This is a genomic window from Kribbella sp. NPDC031520 (genome assembly GCF_055580825.1).
In genome coordinates this window covers 898,663-914,227 of the sequence record NZ_JBVIKS010000001.1, presented here as the reverse complement: position 1 = coordinate 914,227, position 15,565 = coordinate 898,663, and the positions used below count along the sequence as shown (strand labels likewise).

At 68.2% G+C, this 15,565-nt stretch carries 16 protein-coding genes; 6 read left to right on the top strand and 10 right to left on the bottom strand.

The window, feature by feature from the left end; genetic code table 11:
* The first annotated feature begins 51 nt into the window (after positions 1–51).
* A complete protein-coding gene (locus ACZ5BU_RS04515; RefSeq protein WP_465695499.1) occupies positions 52–921 on the top strand; it encodes a LysR family transcriptional regulator in 870 nt (289 codons plus the stop codon).
* 87 nt (positions 922–1,008) lie between these two features.
* Positions 1,009–1,191: a 4-oxalocrotonate tautomerase DmpI gene (gene dmpI, locus ACZ5BU_RS04510; RefSeq protein WP_465695498.1), complete on the top strand. Its 183-nt coding sequence runs from the start codon at positions 1,009–1,011 to the stop codon at positions 1,189–1,191.
* A 12-nt stretch (positions 1,192–1,203) separates the two neighbouring features.
* On the opposite strand, the gene ACZ5BU_RS04505 is transcribed toward dmpI, so the two are convergent.
* The 5 genes from ACZ5BU_RS04505 to ACZ5BU_RS04485 form a co-directional block, all read right to left on the bottom strand.
* Positions 1,204–1,971: a metallophosphoesterase gene (locus tag ACZ5BU_RS04505; RefSeq protein ID WP_465695496.1), complete on the bottom strand. Its 768-nt coding sequence runs from the start codon at positions 1,969–1,971 to the stop codon at positions 1,204–1,206.
* A 19-nt stretch (positions 1,972–1,990) separates the two neighbouring features.
* Positions 1,991–3,226: an Nramp family divalent metal transporter gene (locus tag ACZ5BU_RS04500; RefSeq protein WP_465695494.1), complete on the bottom strand. Its 1,236-nt coding sequence runs from the start codon at positions 3,224–3,226 to the stop codon at positions 1,991–1,993.
* 60 nt (positions 3,227–3,286) lie between these two features.
* Entirely contained in the window at positions 3,287–3,889 is a 603-nt protein-coding gene (locus ACZ5BU_RS04495; RefSeq protein ID WP_465695492.1) for an SIMPL domain-containing protein, read from the bottom strand.
* Between the two features lie 201 nt (positions 3,890–4,090).
* Complete coding sequence (locus ACZ5BU_RS04490; RefSeq protein ID WP_465695490.1) at positions 4,091–4,720, bottom strand: nucleotidyltransferase domain-containing protein; 630 nt, start codon at positions 4,718–4,720, stop codon at positions 4,091–4,093.
* A gap of 56 nt (positions 4,721–4,776) precedes the next feature.
* Positions 4,777–6,240, bottom strand: coding sequence for a restriction endonuclease (locus ACZ5BU_RS04485; protein ID WP_465695489.1), 1,464 nt, complete (start codon positions 6,238–6,240; stop codon positions 4,777–4,779).
* 186 nt (positions 6,241–6,426) lie between these two features.
* On the opposite strand from ACZ5BU_RS04485, the gene ACZ5BU_RS04480 reads away from it, so the two are divergent.
* Entirely contained in the window at positions 6,427–8,049 is a 1,623-nt protein-coding gene (locus ACZ5BU_RS04480) for an AMP-binding protein (RefSeq protein WP_465695487.1), read from the top strand.
* On the opposite strand, the gene ACZ5BU_RS04475 is transcribed toward ACZ5BU_RS04480, so the two are convergent.
* Positions 8,050–8,928 carry a LysR family transcriptional regulator gene (locus tag ACZ5BU_RS04475; RefSeq protein ID WP_465695485.1) on the bottom strand — a complete coding sequence of 293 codons (879 nt, stop codon included), beginning with the start codon at positions 8,926–8,928 and terminating at the stop codon, positions 8,050–8,052.
* Positions 8,929–9,017: 89 nt separating this feature from the next.
* On the opposite strand from ACZ5BU_RS04475, the gene ACZ5BU_RS04470 reads away from it, so the two are divergent.
* Entirely contained in the window at positions 9,018–10,184 is a 1,167-nt protein-coding gene (locus tag ACZ5BU_RS04470; RefSeq protein ID WP_465695484.1) for an MFS transporter, read from the top strand.
* Here the strand turns inward: ACZ5BU_RS04470 and ACZ5BU_RS04465 are convergent.
* The 3 genes from ACZ5BU_RS04465 to ACZ5BU_RS04455 are packed head-to-tail and all read right to left on the bottom strand — an operon-like array spanning position 10,158 to position 12,683.
* Positions 10,158–11,108, bottom strand: coding sequence for a R2-like ligand-binding oxidase (locus ACZ5BU_RS04465; protein ID WP_465695483.1), 951 nt, complete (start codon positions 11,106–11,108; stop codon positions 10,158–10,160). The genes ACZ5BU_RS04470 and ACZ5BU_RS04465 overlap by 27 nt on opposite strands.
* Positions 11,105–11,698: a TetR/AcrR family transcriptional regulator gene (locus tag ACZ5BU_RS04460; protein ID WP_465695482.1), complete on the bottom strand. Its 594-nt coding sequence runs from the start codon at positions 11,696–11,698 to the stop codon at positions 11,105–11,107. Before ACZ5BU_RS04460 ends, ACZ5BU_RS04465 begins: the two co-directional genes overlap by 4 nt.
* 55 nt (positions 11,699–11,753) lie before the next feature.
* A complete protein-coding gene (locus tag ACZ5BU_RS04455) occupies positions 11,754–12,683 on the bottom strand; it encodes a TauD/TfdA dioxygenase family protein (protein WP_465695480.1) in 930 nt (309 codons plus the stop codon).
* Positions 12,684–12,794: 111 nt separating this feature from the next.
* Between ACZ5BU_RS04455 and larE the strand changes: the two genes are divergently transcribed.
* Together larE and ACZ5BU_RS04445 are read left to right on the top strand one after the other, a co-directional pair.
* On the top strand, positions 12,795–14,270 hold the full coding sequence (gene larE / locus ACZ5BU_RS04450; protein WP_465695479.1) for an ATP-dependent sacrificial sulfur transferase LarE: 1,476 nt from the start codon (positions 12,795–12,797) through the stop codon (positions 14,268–14,270).
* A 127-nt stretch (positions 14,271–14,397) separates the two neighbouring features.
* On the top strand, positions 14,398–14,781 hold the full coding sequence (locus ACZ5BU_RS04445) for a cold-shock protein (RefSeq protein ID WP_465695478.1): 384 nt from the start codon (positions 14,398–14,400) through the stop codon (positions 14,779–14,781).
* Positions 14,782–14,787: 6 nt separating this feature from the next.
* Here the strand turns inward: ACZ5BU_RS04445 and ACZ5BU_RS04440 are convergent, their stop codons facing one another.
* A complete protein-coding gene (locus tag ACZ5BU_RS04440; protein ID WP_465695476.1) occupies positions 14,788–15,519 on the bottom strand; it encodes a TetR/AcrR family transcriptional regulator in 732 nt (243 codons plus the stop codon).
* Positions 15,520–15,565: the final 46 nt, after the last annotated feature.

Genomic DNA, 15,565 nt, shown 5'->3' with positions numbered 1-15,565 from the left:
CCAGGCACAACCCCACGCGGCCGCGCACCATTCCCGCGCGATGATCGAGGCATGGAGTTACGCCAGATCCGGTACTTCGTCACGGTCGCGGAGGTACTGAACTTCGGCCGCGCCGCCGAGCAGCTCGGTATCGGCCAGCCCGGTGTCAGTCAGCAGATCGCCCGCCTCGAACGCGAGCTCGGCGTCCAGCTCTTCGACCGCTCGGCCCGCGCCATCCGCCTGACCGAACCCGGCCAACGCTTCCTCCCCGCCGCCCGCGCCGTGCTGGCCTCCGTGGAAACCGCCCGCGCCGCAGCAACCGGGCCGAACCGAACACTCCGTCTCGGCACCAGCACCGGAATGGGTGAACGGCTGGAGACGGTGGTGGCGGAACTCTCCTCCGAAGGCCTGCAGGTGGAGCTGGTCAGTACGTCGACCCGCGCCAGGCTCGACCGCGTACGGGCCAAACAACTCGACGCCGCCTTCGTCCGTGGTACCGACGAAGCAGCCGGCCTGGAATTCCTCCCGGTCTGGGAGGACGCCCTCCTGATCGCCCTCCCCAGAACGATCGCCCCGGACGGCGACGTCCCTCTCAAGGACCTCGAGCAGCTCCCACTGAGAATCACCCAACGCCGCACCAATCCGCCACTCGTCGATCTGGTCATGTCCGCCTGCACCGCCGAGGGCTTCGAGCCGGTCCTCGGCCCCCGCTCCGGCAGCCTCCACGACACCCACGCCGCGATCGGCGCCGGCGACCCGAGCTGGACGGTCATCTACGAATCGCACGCCCGCCTGCTTCGCGAGGGTCGCGTGGTCTTCCGTCGGCCACGCCCGCGGCTGGCGCTGACGACCAGCCTCGCGGTCCGCGCAGGTACGACGATCGGCGGCGATCTCGTCGTACTCCTGGCGGCTTGCCGGAAGGCGTCCGATCAGTTCGAGTGATGGGAGCAGATCGGAACTGCGTCTCGTTCGCCGCGACCGCAACGGCTGGAATGGGGTCAGAACCCCAACGAACGAAAGGAAATCCCGATGCCCATCGTCACCGTCCTGCAAGGCCCGCGGACTCCGGAGCTGAAGCGCGAACTGGTCCAGAAGGTCACCGACGCGTTCGTCGACAGCCTCGGCGTACCGGCCGAGTCTGTACAGGTGTGGATCCAGGAAACCCCACCGGAGAGCTGGGCGATCGGCGGCACCCTCACCGCCGACAAATAACCGCCCAGGTATTTAGTCGGCCGAGACGTCGGCGACCAGGCACGGGCCGCCGTCGAAGGTGCCGCCGTCGATGCCCAGGACCAGGCCGTCGGCGTACAGGTGGGGGCTGGTCAGGAACTGGGGATCGATGTGCAGCAGGTCGGCGATGATGCTGTGGCCGTGCACGATCCGCCGGCCGCCGAGATGCTGGAGCATGATCCGGGCGACCTCCGGGCCGCTGTCGCCACGGAACGCGTACCGCGACGTCATCCGGCGCCAGATCTCCCACCACACCTCGATGTCGTCGGAGTGCAGCTCGGCCCGTGCCGCGGTGTTGATCTGGTCGAGCGTGTCGCCCCACTCGACGTACTCCGCGGTGTCGGAGTGCATCAGCAGCTGGTCCGCGTCCAGGGCGAGCAGCGGCTGGTCCAGCAGCCAGGCCACGTCGTCGTCGGTGAGCAGCTCCTGGTCGCGGTCCTGGCCGCCGTTCAGCGCCCACGACCGCTCGAAGCTGCGCAGCGTGATGCCCTCGTGCGGGACGAACGTGTCGCCGAACTTGTACATCCCGAGCGCGAGGATCTCGTGGTTGCCGAGCAGCATCCGGATCGCCCCGTCCGGTGCCTGCCCGATCAGCTTGCGGACATAGCGCAGTACGCCGATACCGTCCGGGCCGCGGTCGAAGAAGTCGCCGAGGAACCACAAGCGGGCGTCCGTACCCGTCCAGTTGCCGTCGGCATCGGTGAGGCCCGCCGTCTGCAGCGCCGGGATCAGCTTCTCCAGGTGGCCGTGGATGTCGCTCACGGCGAACACCCGGGTCACGTCATCCCCGAACGGTCAGCACGATCAGTACGACGTTGAGGGCCGTGACGGCGGTCGCTACCAGGCATGCCGTGAGAGTAGTCGCACGGCGGTTGACGAAGTCGCCCATGACGCGCCGGGATGCGGTCAATCTCACCAGCGGCCACAGCGCGCACGGGATGCCGAAGCTCAGCACCACCTGCGAGACCACCAGCGCCCGGCTCGGGTCGATGCCGATCGCAAGCACCAGCAGCGCGGGCACCAGCGTGACGAGCCGGCGTACGGCGAGCGGGACCTTCTTCTGCCAGAAACCGTCCAGGATGACGGATCCGGCGTACGTCCCGACCGAGGAGGAGGCGAACCCGCTGGCCAGCAGGGCGAGCGCGAACAGCAGCGCCGGGAGCTGGCCGAGCCGGTCGCCGATCGCGAGATGCGCCGCGTCGAGCGAGTCGGCACCTGTGCCCTTCAGGGCAGCCGCGGCCAGCACGACCATGGCCAGGTTGACCGCGCCGGCCAGCGCCATCGCCACGGCGACGTCCAGCCGGGTGGCCCGCAGTACGCGGGATTTCCCACCGTCGGAGCGGATCGTCTTCCAGTGCCGGTCGGTGACCAGGGCGCCGTGCAGCCAGATCGCGTGCGGCATCACGGTCGCGCCGAGCATGCCGGCCGCGAGGACGAGCGACTGCGCGCCGTCCAGGTGCGGTACGAGACCGCCGAGCACGCCGGCCGGCGACGGATCGGACTTCGCGGTGGAGACGACGAAGCCGATCAGGACGACCGCGAGCAGGCCGATGATCGCCGCCTCGAACGGCCGCTGGCCGCGCTTCGACTGGTAGATCAGCAGCCCGAACGAGACCGCGCCGGTGATCGCGCCGCCGAACAGCAGCGGCACGTGGAACAGCAGGTTGAGCGCGATCGCCCCGCCGACCACCTCGGCCAGGTCGGTCGCGATCGCCACCACCTCGGCCTGTGCCCACAGTCCGGTCGAGGTCGACCGTTTGAAGTGGTCACGGCACAGCTGCGGCAGGGTCCGCCCGGTCGCGATGCTCGCCTTGGCCGCCAGGTACTGCACCAGGACGGCCATCAGATTCGCGCCGACGACCACCCAGCACAGCAGGTAACCGTACGTGGCACCGGCCGCGATGTTGGTCGCGAAGTTGCCCGGATCGACGTACGCGACCGCCGCAACGAACGCCGGTCCGAGCAGTAACAGCCCGGACCGGTTCAGTTGCCGCCGTAGCGGAGCCGGTGCGTACATGAGAGAAGTCTCTCTGCCTGTACCCACCGCGCAACCCCTGTGCAAGATTTGAGACACGCATTACGCCCAGGCGAAGTTCACCTGGAGGGAAACCTCGACCGTGTGCTCACCTGGTGTGAGGTTCAGGTTCGACTCGTAGGGCTTCGACGCCAGCATCCGGACCCCCGGGATCCCGTCCGCGCTCTGGGTTTCGGAAACCGCTGTCACCCCGCCGAGGGAGTACCCGGCGAGTGCGGCCAGGTGCGCGGCCTTGGTCCGCGCCTGCTGGAACGCCAGCTCGCGCGCCTGGGCCAGCAACTCGGCCTTGTCCTCGATGTCGAACTGCACCCCGTGCAACCCGAGGCTGTTGCCCGCGGCACCGACAGCCGCATTCAGCAACACACCGAACCCGGTCAGGTCCTTCGACTCCAGCTGGATCGTGTGCGCAGCCCGATACGCCGTCGGTGCGCCCGGCTCCCGGTAGTCCTGGTAGACGTTCACCGCACTGGTCGCCAGCTGCGACCTCTCAACGCCGTTTGCCCGCAGTGCTGCGATCACTGCGTCCGTACGCTCGCCCACCGTCGCTACAGCAGCCGCGACGTCCGGCCCACCGTGCTCCACCGTGAACGTCACCCGCAGCACGTCCGGCGTACCACTGACCTGCCCCGACCCGACAACACTCACCCCTGTATCCATAACGGCCAGTCTGGCAGCACCAGCAAGTCACTTGGACGACAACAACACTCAAGGAGTCGTCACGCCTACCCGAGGTGACGGCGTTTGACGCCGCGGCGTTGTAGAGCTGGAGGTCATTGGTCAATTCGGCGGCCTCGAGAAACTCCCGGGCCTTCGCCAGGTGCGCCCGGGCGTCGTCGAGTGCGGGCACTAGCCGGCCTTTCGGTTGAGGAGTTGTCGGGGTGTGCTGCCTGCGATGGGAACGGCGTCGCGCCGTAGTTCGGCTACCAGGCGTTCGCCGTGGCTGATGAGGTCGCGGACCTCTTGATCGCTGTATTCGACGACCTCGCACGAGTTGCCCGACCACAGGCTCGCGTGTGCAGACAGGGTTTCGAGCTGTTCCAGCCAGCGCGGGTCGGAATCGTCGACGTCGTCAGGCCGGACGATCAGCAGGTCGAGATCGCTGTCCGGCCCGCCCTGACCGCGTGCCGAAGACCCGAACAGCCAGATCGCCTTCGCCGGAACTGCCCAGGACTTGGCCTCGGCCTTGATGCGATCGAGCAACAGCTCCCGAAGTCGCGCGAGCTGGTCGATCGCCTCGTACGCCACGTGCTGCCTGTTGAGGGTGTACAGCCGGGCTCGGCCGGCAGGCTCCGCAACCACTACGCCGTTGGTGACAAGGTCGTCCAGCACCCTCTGCACGCCGCTCGGACTCGCGGGCGAACGCAGCAGCCCCGCGACGGCTCGTCCGGTCAGCGGGCGTTCGGTGCGCGCGAGCACGCCGAGGACGCGACCGTGCAACCCTGGAACGACGCTCGACACCGGCTCCGGGAACTCCACCACGAACACCTCCAATGCCCACTATAACAGGCATATGCCCATTTTTCAGAACATAGTCAGCTCGCTCTCGGGATGATGCGGGCCGGGATGTTGTGGTGGTGGCAGAGGGAGAGGAGGGCGGTGCCGTCGATGAGTTGGAGGGGTTTGCCGTTGGCGAACTGGTAGCTGGTGGGGCCGAAGCCGGAGGTGGTGATGAGGATGCCCTTGGTGGCTCCGGCGTCGACGACGGTGCCGAAGAGGTCGCGGACGGCCGACGGTGGGACCGTACGGGTCCAGAGCTTGGCCTGTACGACGAACTTGCCGCCGGTGATCGGACGGGGATCGTAGGCGACGCAGTCGATGCCGCCGTCGGTGCCTCGGCGGAACAGCCTTGTTTCCAGGCCCATTCTGGTGAGCAGGTTGTGTACCAGGTGCTCGAAGGACTCGGGGCTGAGGTCCAGCAGGTTCGGGCGGGCGTCGATCTCGCTGATCACGTCTACGGCCTCGACGATGCGTGGATCGGTCAGATCGAACTCGAGAACGGGCTCCACGGGCTGCAGTTCCTCCGGGTGCCGCGAGACCTCCGCGGCGAAGTAGTGCCGTACGCAGGCCACCGGGTCGAGCTGATCCAGTACGAGTGCCTGGTACTGCTCCCGGGTCGCCCGCAGGGTGATCAGACACGGCCGTACGGTCTGGCCGGTCGTGAGGTCCACCGACTCCACCATGCCGTTGAACACGACCGTTTCGACCACGCCGTACCTGTCGCTGCCGAACACGAAATGCAGCGCCCGCAGCGCGAGCTGAGCGACCAGCTGCTGGTACAGCCGTCGCAGCTCCATCGGGTCCCGCGGTACGGCTTGTACGGCGTCAAGCGCGCGGTCGTACCGGGCCGATTCCTCGGCCGGTACGACGCTGACGTCGGGCAGGTCCCATTCGAGCGCGAGCAATGTCGACTCGGGCACGTACCCGACCTTGCGCCGCTGCGGGAAGTCCAGCGGCTCCGGGAACCGGTCCAGCGCCTTCGTGAAGTAGCGCGTCACGGCCGCCCGGTCGCGGTTCTCCACCGCCAGTTCGTAGGCGTCGATCCGCGCGTGCTGTTCCGCGGTCGCCTCGTCGAGCCGGCGCTGTTGCTCCGCCTGCTCCCGCAGCGCCTTGGCCACCCGCTCGCGGCGGGTCTCCTCGACGGCCCGGTGCCGTTCGATCGCCTCCGCGAACCGGTCCTCCGCGTCGGCGAGTCGACGCGCGAACCTTCGCTCGGCACCCCACCAGCGGAACGTGCCCGGCGGCTGGGGCACGAACGCATCCCAGACAGGTCCGGGATGCGCCTCGAGATCGGCCGGCGACACCGTCGGCGGAGCCCGTCGCGGCGCCCGTTTCAGGGTCTGCAGGTCGGTGCCGTGGACATCCGTCGCCAGGGCGTCGGCCAGGAGGTTCTCCAGAACCAGGACGTGTTCCTGCACCGCAGCGGTACGTTGCGCCGCCTCGGCAGTGCGCCCGGGCGGTCGGTCGCTGCGGCCATGACCTTCGAAAGATCGGCCCATCGCCTCACACCTCTCCGATCCAATGTAACGGTCCAAACACGCTGTGCGACCGAATGTGACGGAGAGTTGGTAAGGACATTGCTTGCCGTCCACCCCCTGTTTCCTGCTGCACGTGCAGGTTCACAAGTGGTTGACGGGCCGCGCGTGGTCTTGCCGGTGCGGGCCGGTCGCGTGACGATGACAGGCATGAGCCTTCCGTCGTACGCATCCGGGGTGTCCGAGGTTGCCTTGCTGGGGGAGACGATCGGCGCGAACCTGAGACGGACGATCGCGACGTACGGCGACCGCGAGGCGCTGGTGGAGGTCCAGACCGGAAGGCGCTGGACGTACGACGAGTTCGGCGCCGAGGTCGAACTCGTTGCCCGCGGCCTGATTGCGCGCGGCATCGCGAAGGGCGACCGGGTCGGGATCTGGGCACCGAACCAGGCCGAGTGGACGATCACGCAGTACGCCACCGCGCTGATCGGCGCGATCCTGGTGAACATCAACCCGGCGTACCGGACCCACGAACTCGCCTACGCGCTGAACCAGTCCGGCGTCCGGCTGCTCGTCTCCGCAACCGCCTTTAAAACAAGCGACTACCGGGCGATGGTCGAGGAAGTGAAGCCTGACCTTCCGGCGCTAGAGGAGATCGTCTACCTCGGCACCGGCGACTGGGACACGCTCCGCGACGACGCGGCCCGGGTCAGCGTCGACGAGCTGAACGCCCGCGAGGCCGAGCTGTCCTTCGACGACCCGATCAACATCCAGTACACCAGCGGCACGACGGGATTCCCGAAGGGCGCGACGCTCAGCCACCACAACATCCTGAACAACGGGTTCTTCGTCACCGAGACGATCGCGTTCACCGCCGACGACCGGCTCTGCATCCCGGTGCCGTTCTACCACTGCTTCGGCATGGTGATGGGCAACCTCGGCTGCACCACGCACGGCGCCTGCATGGTGATCCCCGGGCCGGCGTTCGACCCGGCGGCAACGCTCAAGGCTGTCCAGGACGAGCGGTGCACCGGGCTGTACGGCGTACCGACGATGTTCATCGCGGAGCTCGGCCTGGCGGACTTCGCGTCGTACGACCTCACGAGTCTCCGGACCGGCGTGATGGCCGGCTCGCCGTGCCCGGTCGAGGTGATGAAGCGGTGCGTCGCGGACATGCACATGGCCGAGGTCGCGATCTGCTACGGAATGACCGAGACGTCGCCGGTGTCGACGCAGACCCGGCGCGACGACGACCTGGACCGCCGTACGTCGACCGTCGGCCGGGTGATGCCGCACGTCGAGGTGAAACTCGTTGACCCGGCCACCGGTCTCGTCGTCGAGCGCGGCGAACCCGGCGAGCTGTGCACCCGCGGGTACTCCGTGATGCTCGGCTACTGGGACGAGCCGGAGAAGACCGCCGAGGCGATCGACCAGGCCCGCTGGATGCACACCGGCGACCTCGCGACGATGCGCGACGACGGGTACGTGAACATCGTCGGCCGGATCAAGGACATGGTGATCCGCGGCGGCGAGAACGTGTACCCGCGGGAGATCGAGGAGTTCCTGTACACGCACCCGTCGATCGCCGACGTCCAGGTCGTTGGCGTCCCCGACGAGAAGTACGGCGAGGAGCTGTGCGCCTGGATCAAGCTGAAGTCGGGCGCCGAGCCCCTCGACGCGGACGGCGTACGGGCCTTCGCGAACGGCAAGCTCGCACACTTCAAGATCCCGAAGTACGTCGTACTCGTCGACGACTTCCCGATGACGGTCACCGGCAAGATCCGCAAGATCGAGATGCGCGAGAAGTCCGTCGAGCTCCTCGGCCTGAGCTGACTAGCTCTTCAGGTGTTCGGCGAACGCCCGTAGCGCCGGGGTTTCCTCGCCGCGGCGCCAGACCAGGCCGAGTGCCGAGTCGGGGAGCCCGGTGATCGGGATGTTGACGATGCCGTTCCAGCCGTTGCGCTCGGCCGTGGGACGGCAGATGAGCATGGCGCCACGCCCGGCGGCGATCAGGGACAGGCCTTCCTGCAGGGTCCGGACGTCGGGGCCGCGACGGATCAAGGCGCCCGCGGGCGTCTGGGTCGGCGCCTGGGTCTGGCGCCAGTAGCCGGGAGCGGGTCCGGCGATCGCGATCAGGGTCTCGCCGGCCAACTGCTCGGCGTCGATCGACGAACGGGAGGCGAGCCGGTGACTGGAGCAGACCGTCAGCGTCTGCTGTTGGTGTGAGAAGACGGGGCCCAGGACCAGGTCGTCCTCCGCGACCGGCAGCATCACCACGGCGGCGTCGACGCTGTCGCGGCGAAGCGCGCCGAACGGGTCGTTGAGCGGAAGTTCACAGACGTCGATCAGGCAGTCCGGATGCCGGGCCTGGAAGTCCGCCACCGCGCGCAGGACGGTGTCGTTCGCGGCTCCCTGAAACCCGATGCGCAGTCGCCCGGCAGCGCGAGCGGCGTACTCGCGGGCGTTCTCGACAACCCGCTCCAACGCCGCGTACGCCGGCCGTAGCGACGTCAGGAACTCCTTGCCCAGAGGGGTCAGCGCCACCCGCCGGCTGGTGCGTTCGAACAGCGGTCCGCCGATCCGCCGCTCCAGCGACTGCAGCAGTTGGCTGACCCGGCTCTGCGACAGGTAGAGCCGCTCCGCAGTACGTCCGAAGCGCAGCTCGTCGGCAAGGACGAGGAAGCACTCGAGTTCCCGGATCTCGACGGCCATGCCTCCAACCATGATCGATTAGCTCAGCTAATACAAGGATGATCAGATCGCCGTTGTTCGGGACCACTGCGCAGACGCTCACTGGTGACATGACAACGATCTGCGCCGACCAGCCGGCCACCACCGATGCGCGGGCCTGGGCCGCTTCCGTCACCATGGCGGCCACGGTCTTCGCGGTGGTCACCGCCGAGATGCTGCCGGTCGGCCTACTCACTCCGATGGGCGAATCCCTCCACGTGACGGAAGGAACCGCGGGCCTGGCGCTGACAGCAACGGGCGTGGTCTCAGCAGTTGCGGCGCCAGTCCTCCCGTTGGTGCTGGGCCGGCTGGACCGCCGGACAGTCCTGGGCGGGCTGATGGTGCTGCTGGCTGCGGCTGCGTTCATCGCCGCTGTCGCAGCGGTCTACTGGATCCTCATGCTTGCTCGCGTTTTGATGGGTGTCTCGATCGGCGGCGTCTGGTTGCTCACGGTCAGTTCCGCCCGCCGGGTCGTGCCGCAGTCTGCCGCCGGACCGGCCACCTCGCTCATCTTCTCCGGCATCGGAATCGCTTCTGTACTGGGGATTCCCGCCGCTGCGTACGTGGGTGAGCTAGCAGGCTGGCGCTGGGCGTTCGCCGGCGTCGGCGTGCTCGCGCTGGCGCTGGCCGTTGCCCTCAGCATCTTCCTGCCGAACCTCCCACCGGAGCAGGCCGTACGACTGCACGACGTACGAGAAGTCCTGAAGATCCACCAGGTCCGCGTAGGGCTGGTCCTCGTCGCGCTGATCGTGACCGGCCACTTCGCGGCGTACACGTACGTCCGTCCGCTCCTCGAGCCGCACGTCGCTCCCGCGTTGATCGGTGCCTTCCTGCTCGCGTACGGGGTAGCCGGTGTCCTCGGCAACTTCCTCACCGGCGCCCTCCGCCCGCACCGAGCCCTGACTGCCATTGCAGCAGGGATCGCCCTCACAGCATTGGCGATGCCCACAATCGGCGCCACCGCAGCAGGAGCCCTTGTCCTGCTGGTGATCTGGGGTCTGGCGTACGGCGGCACGACGGTCAGTACACAAGCCTGGCGGCGTGACGCAGCGCCCAATGCCCCCGAGGCGTCGTCGGCTGTCCTCGTCGGAGTGTTCAACGGATCGATAGCACTGGGCGCCTTCACCGGCGGCCAGGTCGCCGACCACTTCGGTACGGCAACCGTCACCTGGGTCCCCGCAGTACTCGCAGCGGCAGCTCTCGTCGTACTGCTAACGAACCGCCGCCAGGGCGGCTGAGTCCTCGTCGCCGAAGTCGTCCTCGAGTTTCTCCGGGGAGTAGTCGAGGTCGATACCGGCCACGTCCGCGCCGACCGCCGACTCGATCGCGCCGAGGCGGCGGGTGGCGCGGTCGCCGGCGTACGTCATCAGTGCCGTCGGGTTGATCTCCGGCGGGAGTTCGGGGGAGTTGTCCATGGCCCACTGGATCTGCGTCAGCGCGTGCGGGAGGAGCTCCTCCATCGTGTCGGTGACGACCTTCCAGTTCGACTCGTCGGCGGCGACGTGCCGGCGGCAGGTGAACGTACCCCAGGCCATGTGCCGGCGTTCGTCGTCACCGATCCGGCGGATCAGCTCCTGCATGCCGGGCAGTACGCCGCGGGACGTGCAGAGCAGGTTCCACGCGTGGTAGCCGGTGAGCGCCAGCGTTCCCTCGACGACGTGGTTGTACGTGATCGAGGCGCGGACCTGATTCGACGGCGACGGGTCGTCGGCGAGCGACTTCAGCGCGACCGGCAGCGCCTCGTAGAAGATCGCGCGGTAGCCGGGGTTGTTCTCGACGTACCGGTGCAGGTCCTCGGTGACGCCGACCGCGTCCAGCCAGAGCCGGAAGACCGCGGTGTGCTTGGCCTCCTCGAAACAGAACTGGGTCAGGTACATCTCGTCACCGAAGCGCCCCTCGGCAGCCATCGCCTGCAGGAACGGCTGCAGGTCCTCGGTCACCGCCTCCTCGCCCGCGATGAACTGCGAGCAGAGCATCAACGCGTTCTCCTTGTCGTTGTCGCTCAGCTCCTGCCAGTCCTTGGCGTCCTGGCTGAAGTCGAGGTCGCGCGGGTTCCAGAACTTGCGGTTGCCCTTGTCGAACAGCCGCAACGGCAGCGCGTCCCAGTTCAGCCCGCCGGCCTTCAGTGAGCTGAAGCCCTGGCGGTGTAGGGGATTCGTCATACGCGCAGCCTCCTGGATTCGCTGAGGAAGGGTGAGAGGACGCGAGCCAGCTGCGCCGCCACCACCGCCGGGGGAGGGCCCGGGGTGACGATGTGGCTGATGACGACGCGCAACGCGACGTCGACGCAGCTGGTCGCGTCCTCTGCTGGAACCTCCGGCCAGTACTCCCTGACATGGGCATCCAGCCGGAGGTGTGCCAGCTCCAGCACCTGCTGCCCCCGTGTCGTCAGCAGCTGGCTGGCCTGGTCGGATCCCGGCTGGCTCAGCGCGGCCTTGACCAGCGGACTCTCCGCGGCCAGCGTGAGCGCCCGCTCGACCGCGGCCCGGAGGCCGTCGATCGGGTCGGACTGCTCGGCGAGCGCTGCGTTCACATCCAGCAGGAACCGCTCGGTCTCGCGCCCCGCGACGGCCTCCAGTACGCCCCACTTGTCCCCGAACTCGTTGTAGACGGTCTGCCGGGACACCCCGGTCCGACGAGCGACCTCGGCCATCCGAAGCCCGTCGTACCCACCTGTTTCGACGGCGTCCTGTGCAGCGTCCAGCAACTCGTCACGAAGCCGGCGTTTGGTCCGATCGGCAAACGAGTCCATGCCGATGAGGGTTTACAAAATGACTCCGGATGTCAAGAGCTCGGACATCGTGTCCTCAACTGTCAAGTGCGGAGAAGTGTGACGCGTCCCCGGTACGTGGCGTACTGCGGACGCCGTCGACGCTGATCGGTACGTCCCCGGCAAGCGTGATCCGGTGCAACCGGCGAGGCAGGTCGTCGTAGTCGGCGACGCCGTAGTGCTGGGTCGCGCGGTTGTCCCAGATCGCCAGGTCGCCCGGCTGCCAGTGCCAGCGGACGGTGTTGTCCGGGTTGGTCACCCGGTTCTGCAGCAGCTGGAACAGCGCGGTCGTTTCCGCGGAGCTCAGGCCGACGAACCGCCGTACGAAATGACCGAGTACCAGCGAGCGCTCGCCGGTCTCGGGATGTACGCGGACCACCGGATGCTCGGTCTCGAACAGCCTCGACACGAACTGCTTGCGGTGCTCCTCGACCTTCACGTCGACCCCGCCGATCCGCCCCTCGTCCGCGTGGCCGGCATAGTCGTACTTGTTGCTGTGCACCGCCCACAGCCGATCCACCAGCGCCTGCAACGCCTGGGGGAGATTCGCGTACGCCCTCACGGTGTTCGCCCAGGTGGTGTCGCCGCCGTACGCCGGAAGCGTGACCGCCCGGAGCAGGCTGATCGCGGGGATCCGGTCGACGAACGTCACGTCGGTGTGCCAGCTGTTGGCCTTGCTGTAGTCGGAGTCGATCGGTAGCATGTTCGCCGCGCCGTCGAGGCTCTTCGAGGTCGGGTGCGCGAGCGTCGGCGTACCGAGCAACTTCGCGAACGCGAGCTGCCCGGCGTCGTCCAGGTGGTGCTGCTCACGGAGGAAGATCACCTTGTGGTCGAGCAGGGCCTGACGGATCGCGGCGACGGTCTCCGGCGCCAGGTCGCCGCCGAGGCGGATGTTGCCGATCACCGCGCCGATCGCGCCGCCGGCCTTGCTGGCGGTGATCTCCGGTGCTTGCAGTTGCGCTGTCATGACAGCTCCTTCACGGTCGGTTAACTTCTATAATCCGACTGAATTAGTAGACTTTGGGGTTGTTTCGGGATGCGAGACCGGCCGGCGCGCGGGTCACGTAGGGTTGGGGACGTGTCAACCGCCGCTCTTGAACCCGCCCCCGATACCGCCGACGTGCCGGAACTGGTGGTCGGGTTCGACCTGGACATGACGCTGATCGACTCGCGGCCGGGGATCCAGGCCGTCTGGGACCTGCTGGCCGCGGAGACCGGCGTCGAGATCGACACCGACCTGGTGGTCAGCCGGCTGGGGCCGCCGTTGACCTGGGAGATGGCGAACTGGTTCCCGCCCGAGCAGGTCGACGCGATGGTCGCGCGGTACCGCGAGCACTATCCGTCGCACGCGATCGGCGGCAGCCTGCCGCTCCCGGGCGTGGCCGAGGCCCTGGCCGCGATCCGGGCGCTGCGCGGGCGGACGATGGTCGTGTCGGCGAAGTACACGCCGTCGGTCCGGCTGCACCTCGAGCACCTCGGCCTGGACGTCGACGAGCCTGTCGGTGACCTGCACGGAGCCGAGAAGGGTACGGCGCTGCGCGAGCACCACGCGACGGTCTTCGTCGGCGACCACACCGCGGACATCGACGGTGCGCATGCAGCGGGCGCGGTCGCGGTGTCGGTCGCGACCGGTCCGTTCACGGCGGACGAGCTGCGCGCGTACGGCGCTGACGTCGTACTGAACGACCTGACCGAGTTCCCCGCCTGGCTCGAGGAGTACGTGCTCGAACAGCGGCTCGAGGCGCTCATGCGGCGGCTCTCGTCGTACGACAAGATGGTCGTCGCGTTCAGCGGCGGCGCCGACTCGGCGTTCCTGCTGGCGGCCGCCGCGCGGGCGATCGGGCCCGCGAACGTGATCGCCGCGACCGCGATCTCGCCGTCGCTGCCGGCGGCCGAGCTGGAGCCGGCGTCGCGGTTCGCGGACAGCCTCGGCGTCCGGCACGTCACCCCGCACACGCACGAGATGGAGCGCGAGGGGTACCAGGCCAACTCGGGTGCCCGGTGCTACTTCTGCAAGGCCGAACTGATCGAGACGCTGCAGCCGATCGCCGACGAGTTCGGCATCACCGCGATTGCCACCGGGACCAACGCCGACGACGCGATCGCCGGCTTCCGCCCCGGTATCAAGGCCGCGTTCGAACGCGGCGCGCTGACCCCGCTGCGGGACGCCCGCCTGACCAAGGCACAGATCCGTACCGCCTCGCGCAGCTGGGGCCTGGAGACGTCGGACAAGCCGGCCGCGGCGTGCCTGTCGAGCCGGATCGCGTACGGCATCCGGATCACCCCGAACCTGCTCGCCCGGGTCGACCGCGCCGAGCAGGCGATCCGCGCGACGTTGTCGTCGTACGGCGTCGAGAACGTCCGTGTCCGCGACCTGGGCGACAGCGCCTCGATCGAGATCGACGCCGATCTGCTCGATCGCGTCGACCAGCAGGAACTGGTCGCCGCGGTCGTGGCCGAAGGGTTCGCGACCGCGCAGGTCGACCCGCGCGGTTTCCGCTCCGGCTCGATGAACGAACGCCTCACCCAACCGGAGAAGTACCGGAACCTCTGAGGGGTGCGGAGAGGCTGCCCCATCAGGTAGTTTCCCGGAGGCGCCGTCGCGCGGTGTCACGTACGCTGGGTTTCCTGATCGGGCTTCACGGCCTGATTGCTTCCGACGATCGACTGAAGAGGTTCCCGTGCCCGTTGGCAAGGTGAAGTGGTATGACTCCGACAAGGGGTTCGGATTCCTCAGCAAGGAGGAGGGCGGGGACGTCTACGTCCGCGCCGAGGCCCTGCCGTCGGGCGTGACCAACCTGAAGCCGGGTCAGAAGGTCGAGTTCGGCGTCGTCGAGGGCCGCAAGGGCGAGCAGGCCCTGCAGGTCCGGCTGATCGACCCGCCGCCGTCGGTGGCGAAGGCGATGCGCCCGAAGCCCGACGAGATGCAGGTCGTCATCGAGGACCTGATCAAACTCCTCGACCGCCTCGGCGAGGGCTACCGTCACGGCCGCCAGCCCGACAACAAGTCCGCCCGCCAGGTAGCAACCGTCCTCCGCGGCGTAGCCGACAAACTCGACGTCTGAGGTCGCTCAGTCCTCCAGCCGATCGATCCGGGACGCGATGCCGTCCAGGACGGTGTCCAGGCCGAAGGCGAACTCGGCGGCGTCGAAGTCGCCGGCGTACGTCTCGTCCTCGGGTACGAGTGTGGCCGCGATGCCGGGGAAGCGGTCCGGGGTCGCGAGCATCGTCAGGCGCTCGGTGTACAGCCGGTCGCCCGCGCGGATCTCGTCCGGCTCCGTAGGCATGTTCGCCGTGAGTTGCGTCGTTCCGCGGATGTAGATGTTCACCAGCAGCATCGCGGACAGCTTCTCGGCCGGGCTCAACGGCGTACCGTCGAACGCCGACAGCCCGGCCTCCATCCACGCCAGCTGGTTCGGTGACAGCGGCGGGTCGACGACCGGGATCTGCAGTACCCACGGGTGCCGGCGCAGCCCGTCACGGAACGCCGTCGCCCAGGCGGAGACCCGTTCGCGCCAGCTCTGCGCCGGGTCGAGCACGGGCGGTTCGGCGAAGGCGTGCTCGAGCATCACGACGTACAGGTCGTCCTTGGCGTCGATGTACCGGTAGAGCGACATCGTGGTGAAGCCGAGCTCGGCCGCCACCTTGCTCATCGAGACCGCCGCCAGCCCGCCCGCGTCCGCGAGTTTGATCGCGGCCCGCGCGATGTCGCTGATGTGGAACGCCGGCTTCGGCCCCGGCCGGCTGCGCCCCTCCACACCCCACAGCTGCTGCAACACCCTCGGCAGATCGTGCTCGTCCATGGACACCATCCTCTCCTCATCTTTCTTCGACCTTATCTGTTTACAG

Coding starts and splice junctions, on each gene's coding strand:
- ACZ5BU_RS04500 (WP_465695494.1), bottom strand. CDS start 3,226: ATGTACGCACCGGCTCCGCTACGGCGGCAACTGAACCGGTCCGGGCTG.
- ACZ5BU_RS04485 (WP_465695489.1), bottom strand. CDS start 6,240: ATGGGCCGATCTTTCGAAGGTCATGGCCGCAGCGACCGACCGCCCGGG.
- ACZ5BU_RS04440 (WP_465695476.1), bottom strand. CDS start 15,519: ATGGACGAGCACGATCTGCCGAGGGTGTTGCAGCAGCTGTGGGGTGTG.
- ACZ5BU_RS04480 (WP_465695487.1), top strand. CDS start 6,427: ATGAGCCTTCCGTCGTACGCATCCGGGGTGTCCGAGGTTGCCTTGCTG.
- ACZ5BU_RS04460 (WP_465695482.1), bottom strand. CDS start 11,698: ATGGACTCGTTTGCCGATCGGACCAAACGCCGGCTTCGTGACGAGTTG.
- ACZ5BU_RS04455 (WP_465695480.1), bottom strand. CDS start 12,683: ATGACAGCGCAACTGCAAGCACCGGAGATCACCGCCAGCAAGGCCGGC.
- ACZ5BU_RS04515 (WP_465695499.1), top strand. CDS start 52: ATGGAGTTACGCCAGATCCGGTACTTCGTCACGGTCGCGGAGGTACTG.
- ACZ5BU_RS04470 (WP_465695484.1), top strand. CDS start 9,018: ATGACAACGATCTGCGCCGACCAGCCGGCCACCACCGATGCGCGGGCC.
- dmpI (WP_465695498.1), top strand. CDS start 1,009: ATGCCCATCGTCACCGTCCTGCAAGGCCCGCGGACTCCGGAGCTGAAG.
- ACZ5BU_RS04475 (WP_465695485.1), bottom strand. CDS start 8,928: ATGGCCGTCGAGATCCGGGAACTCGAGTGCTTCCTCGTCCTTGCCGAC.
- ACZ5BU_RS04465 (WP_465695483.1), bottom strand. CDS start 11,108: ATGACGAATCCCCTACACCGCCAGGGCTTCAGCTCACTGAAGGCCGGC.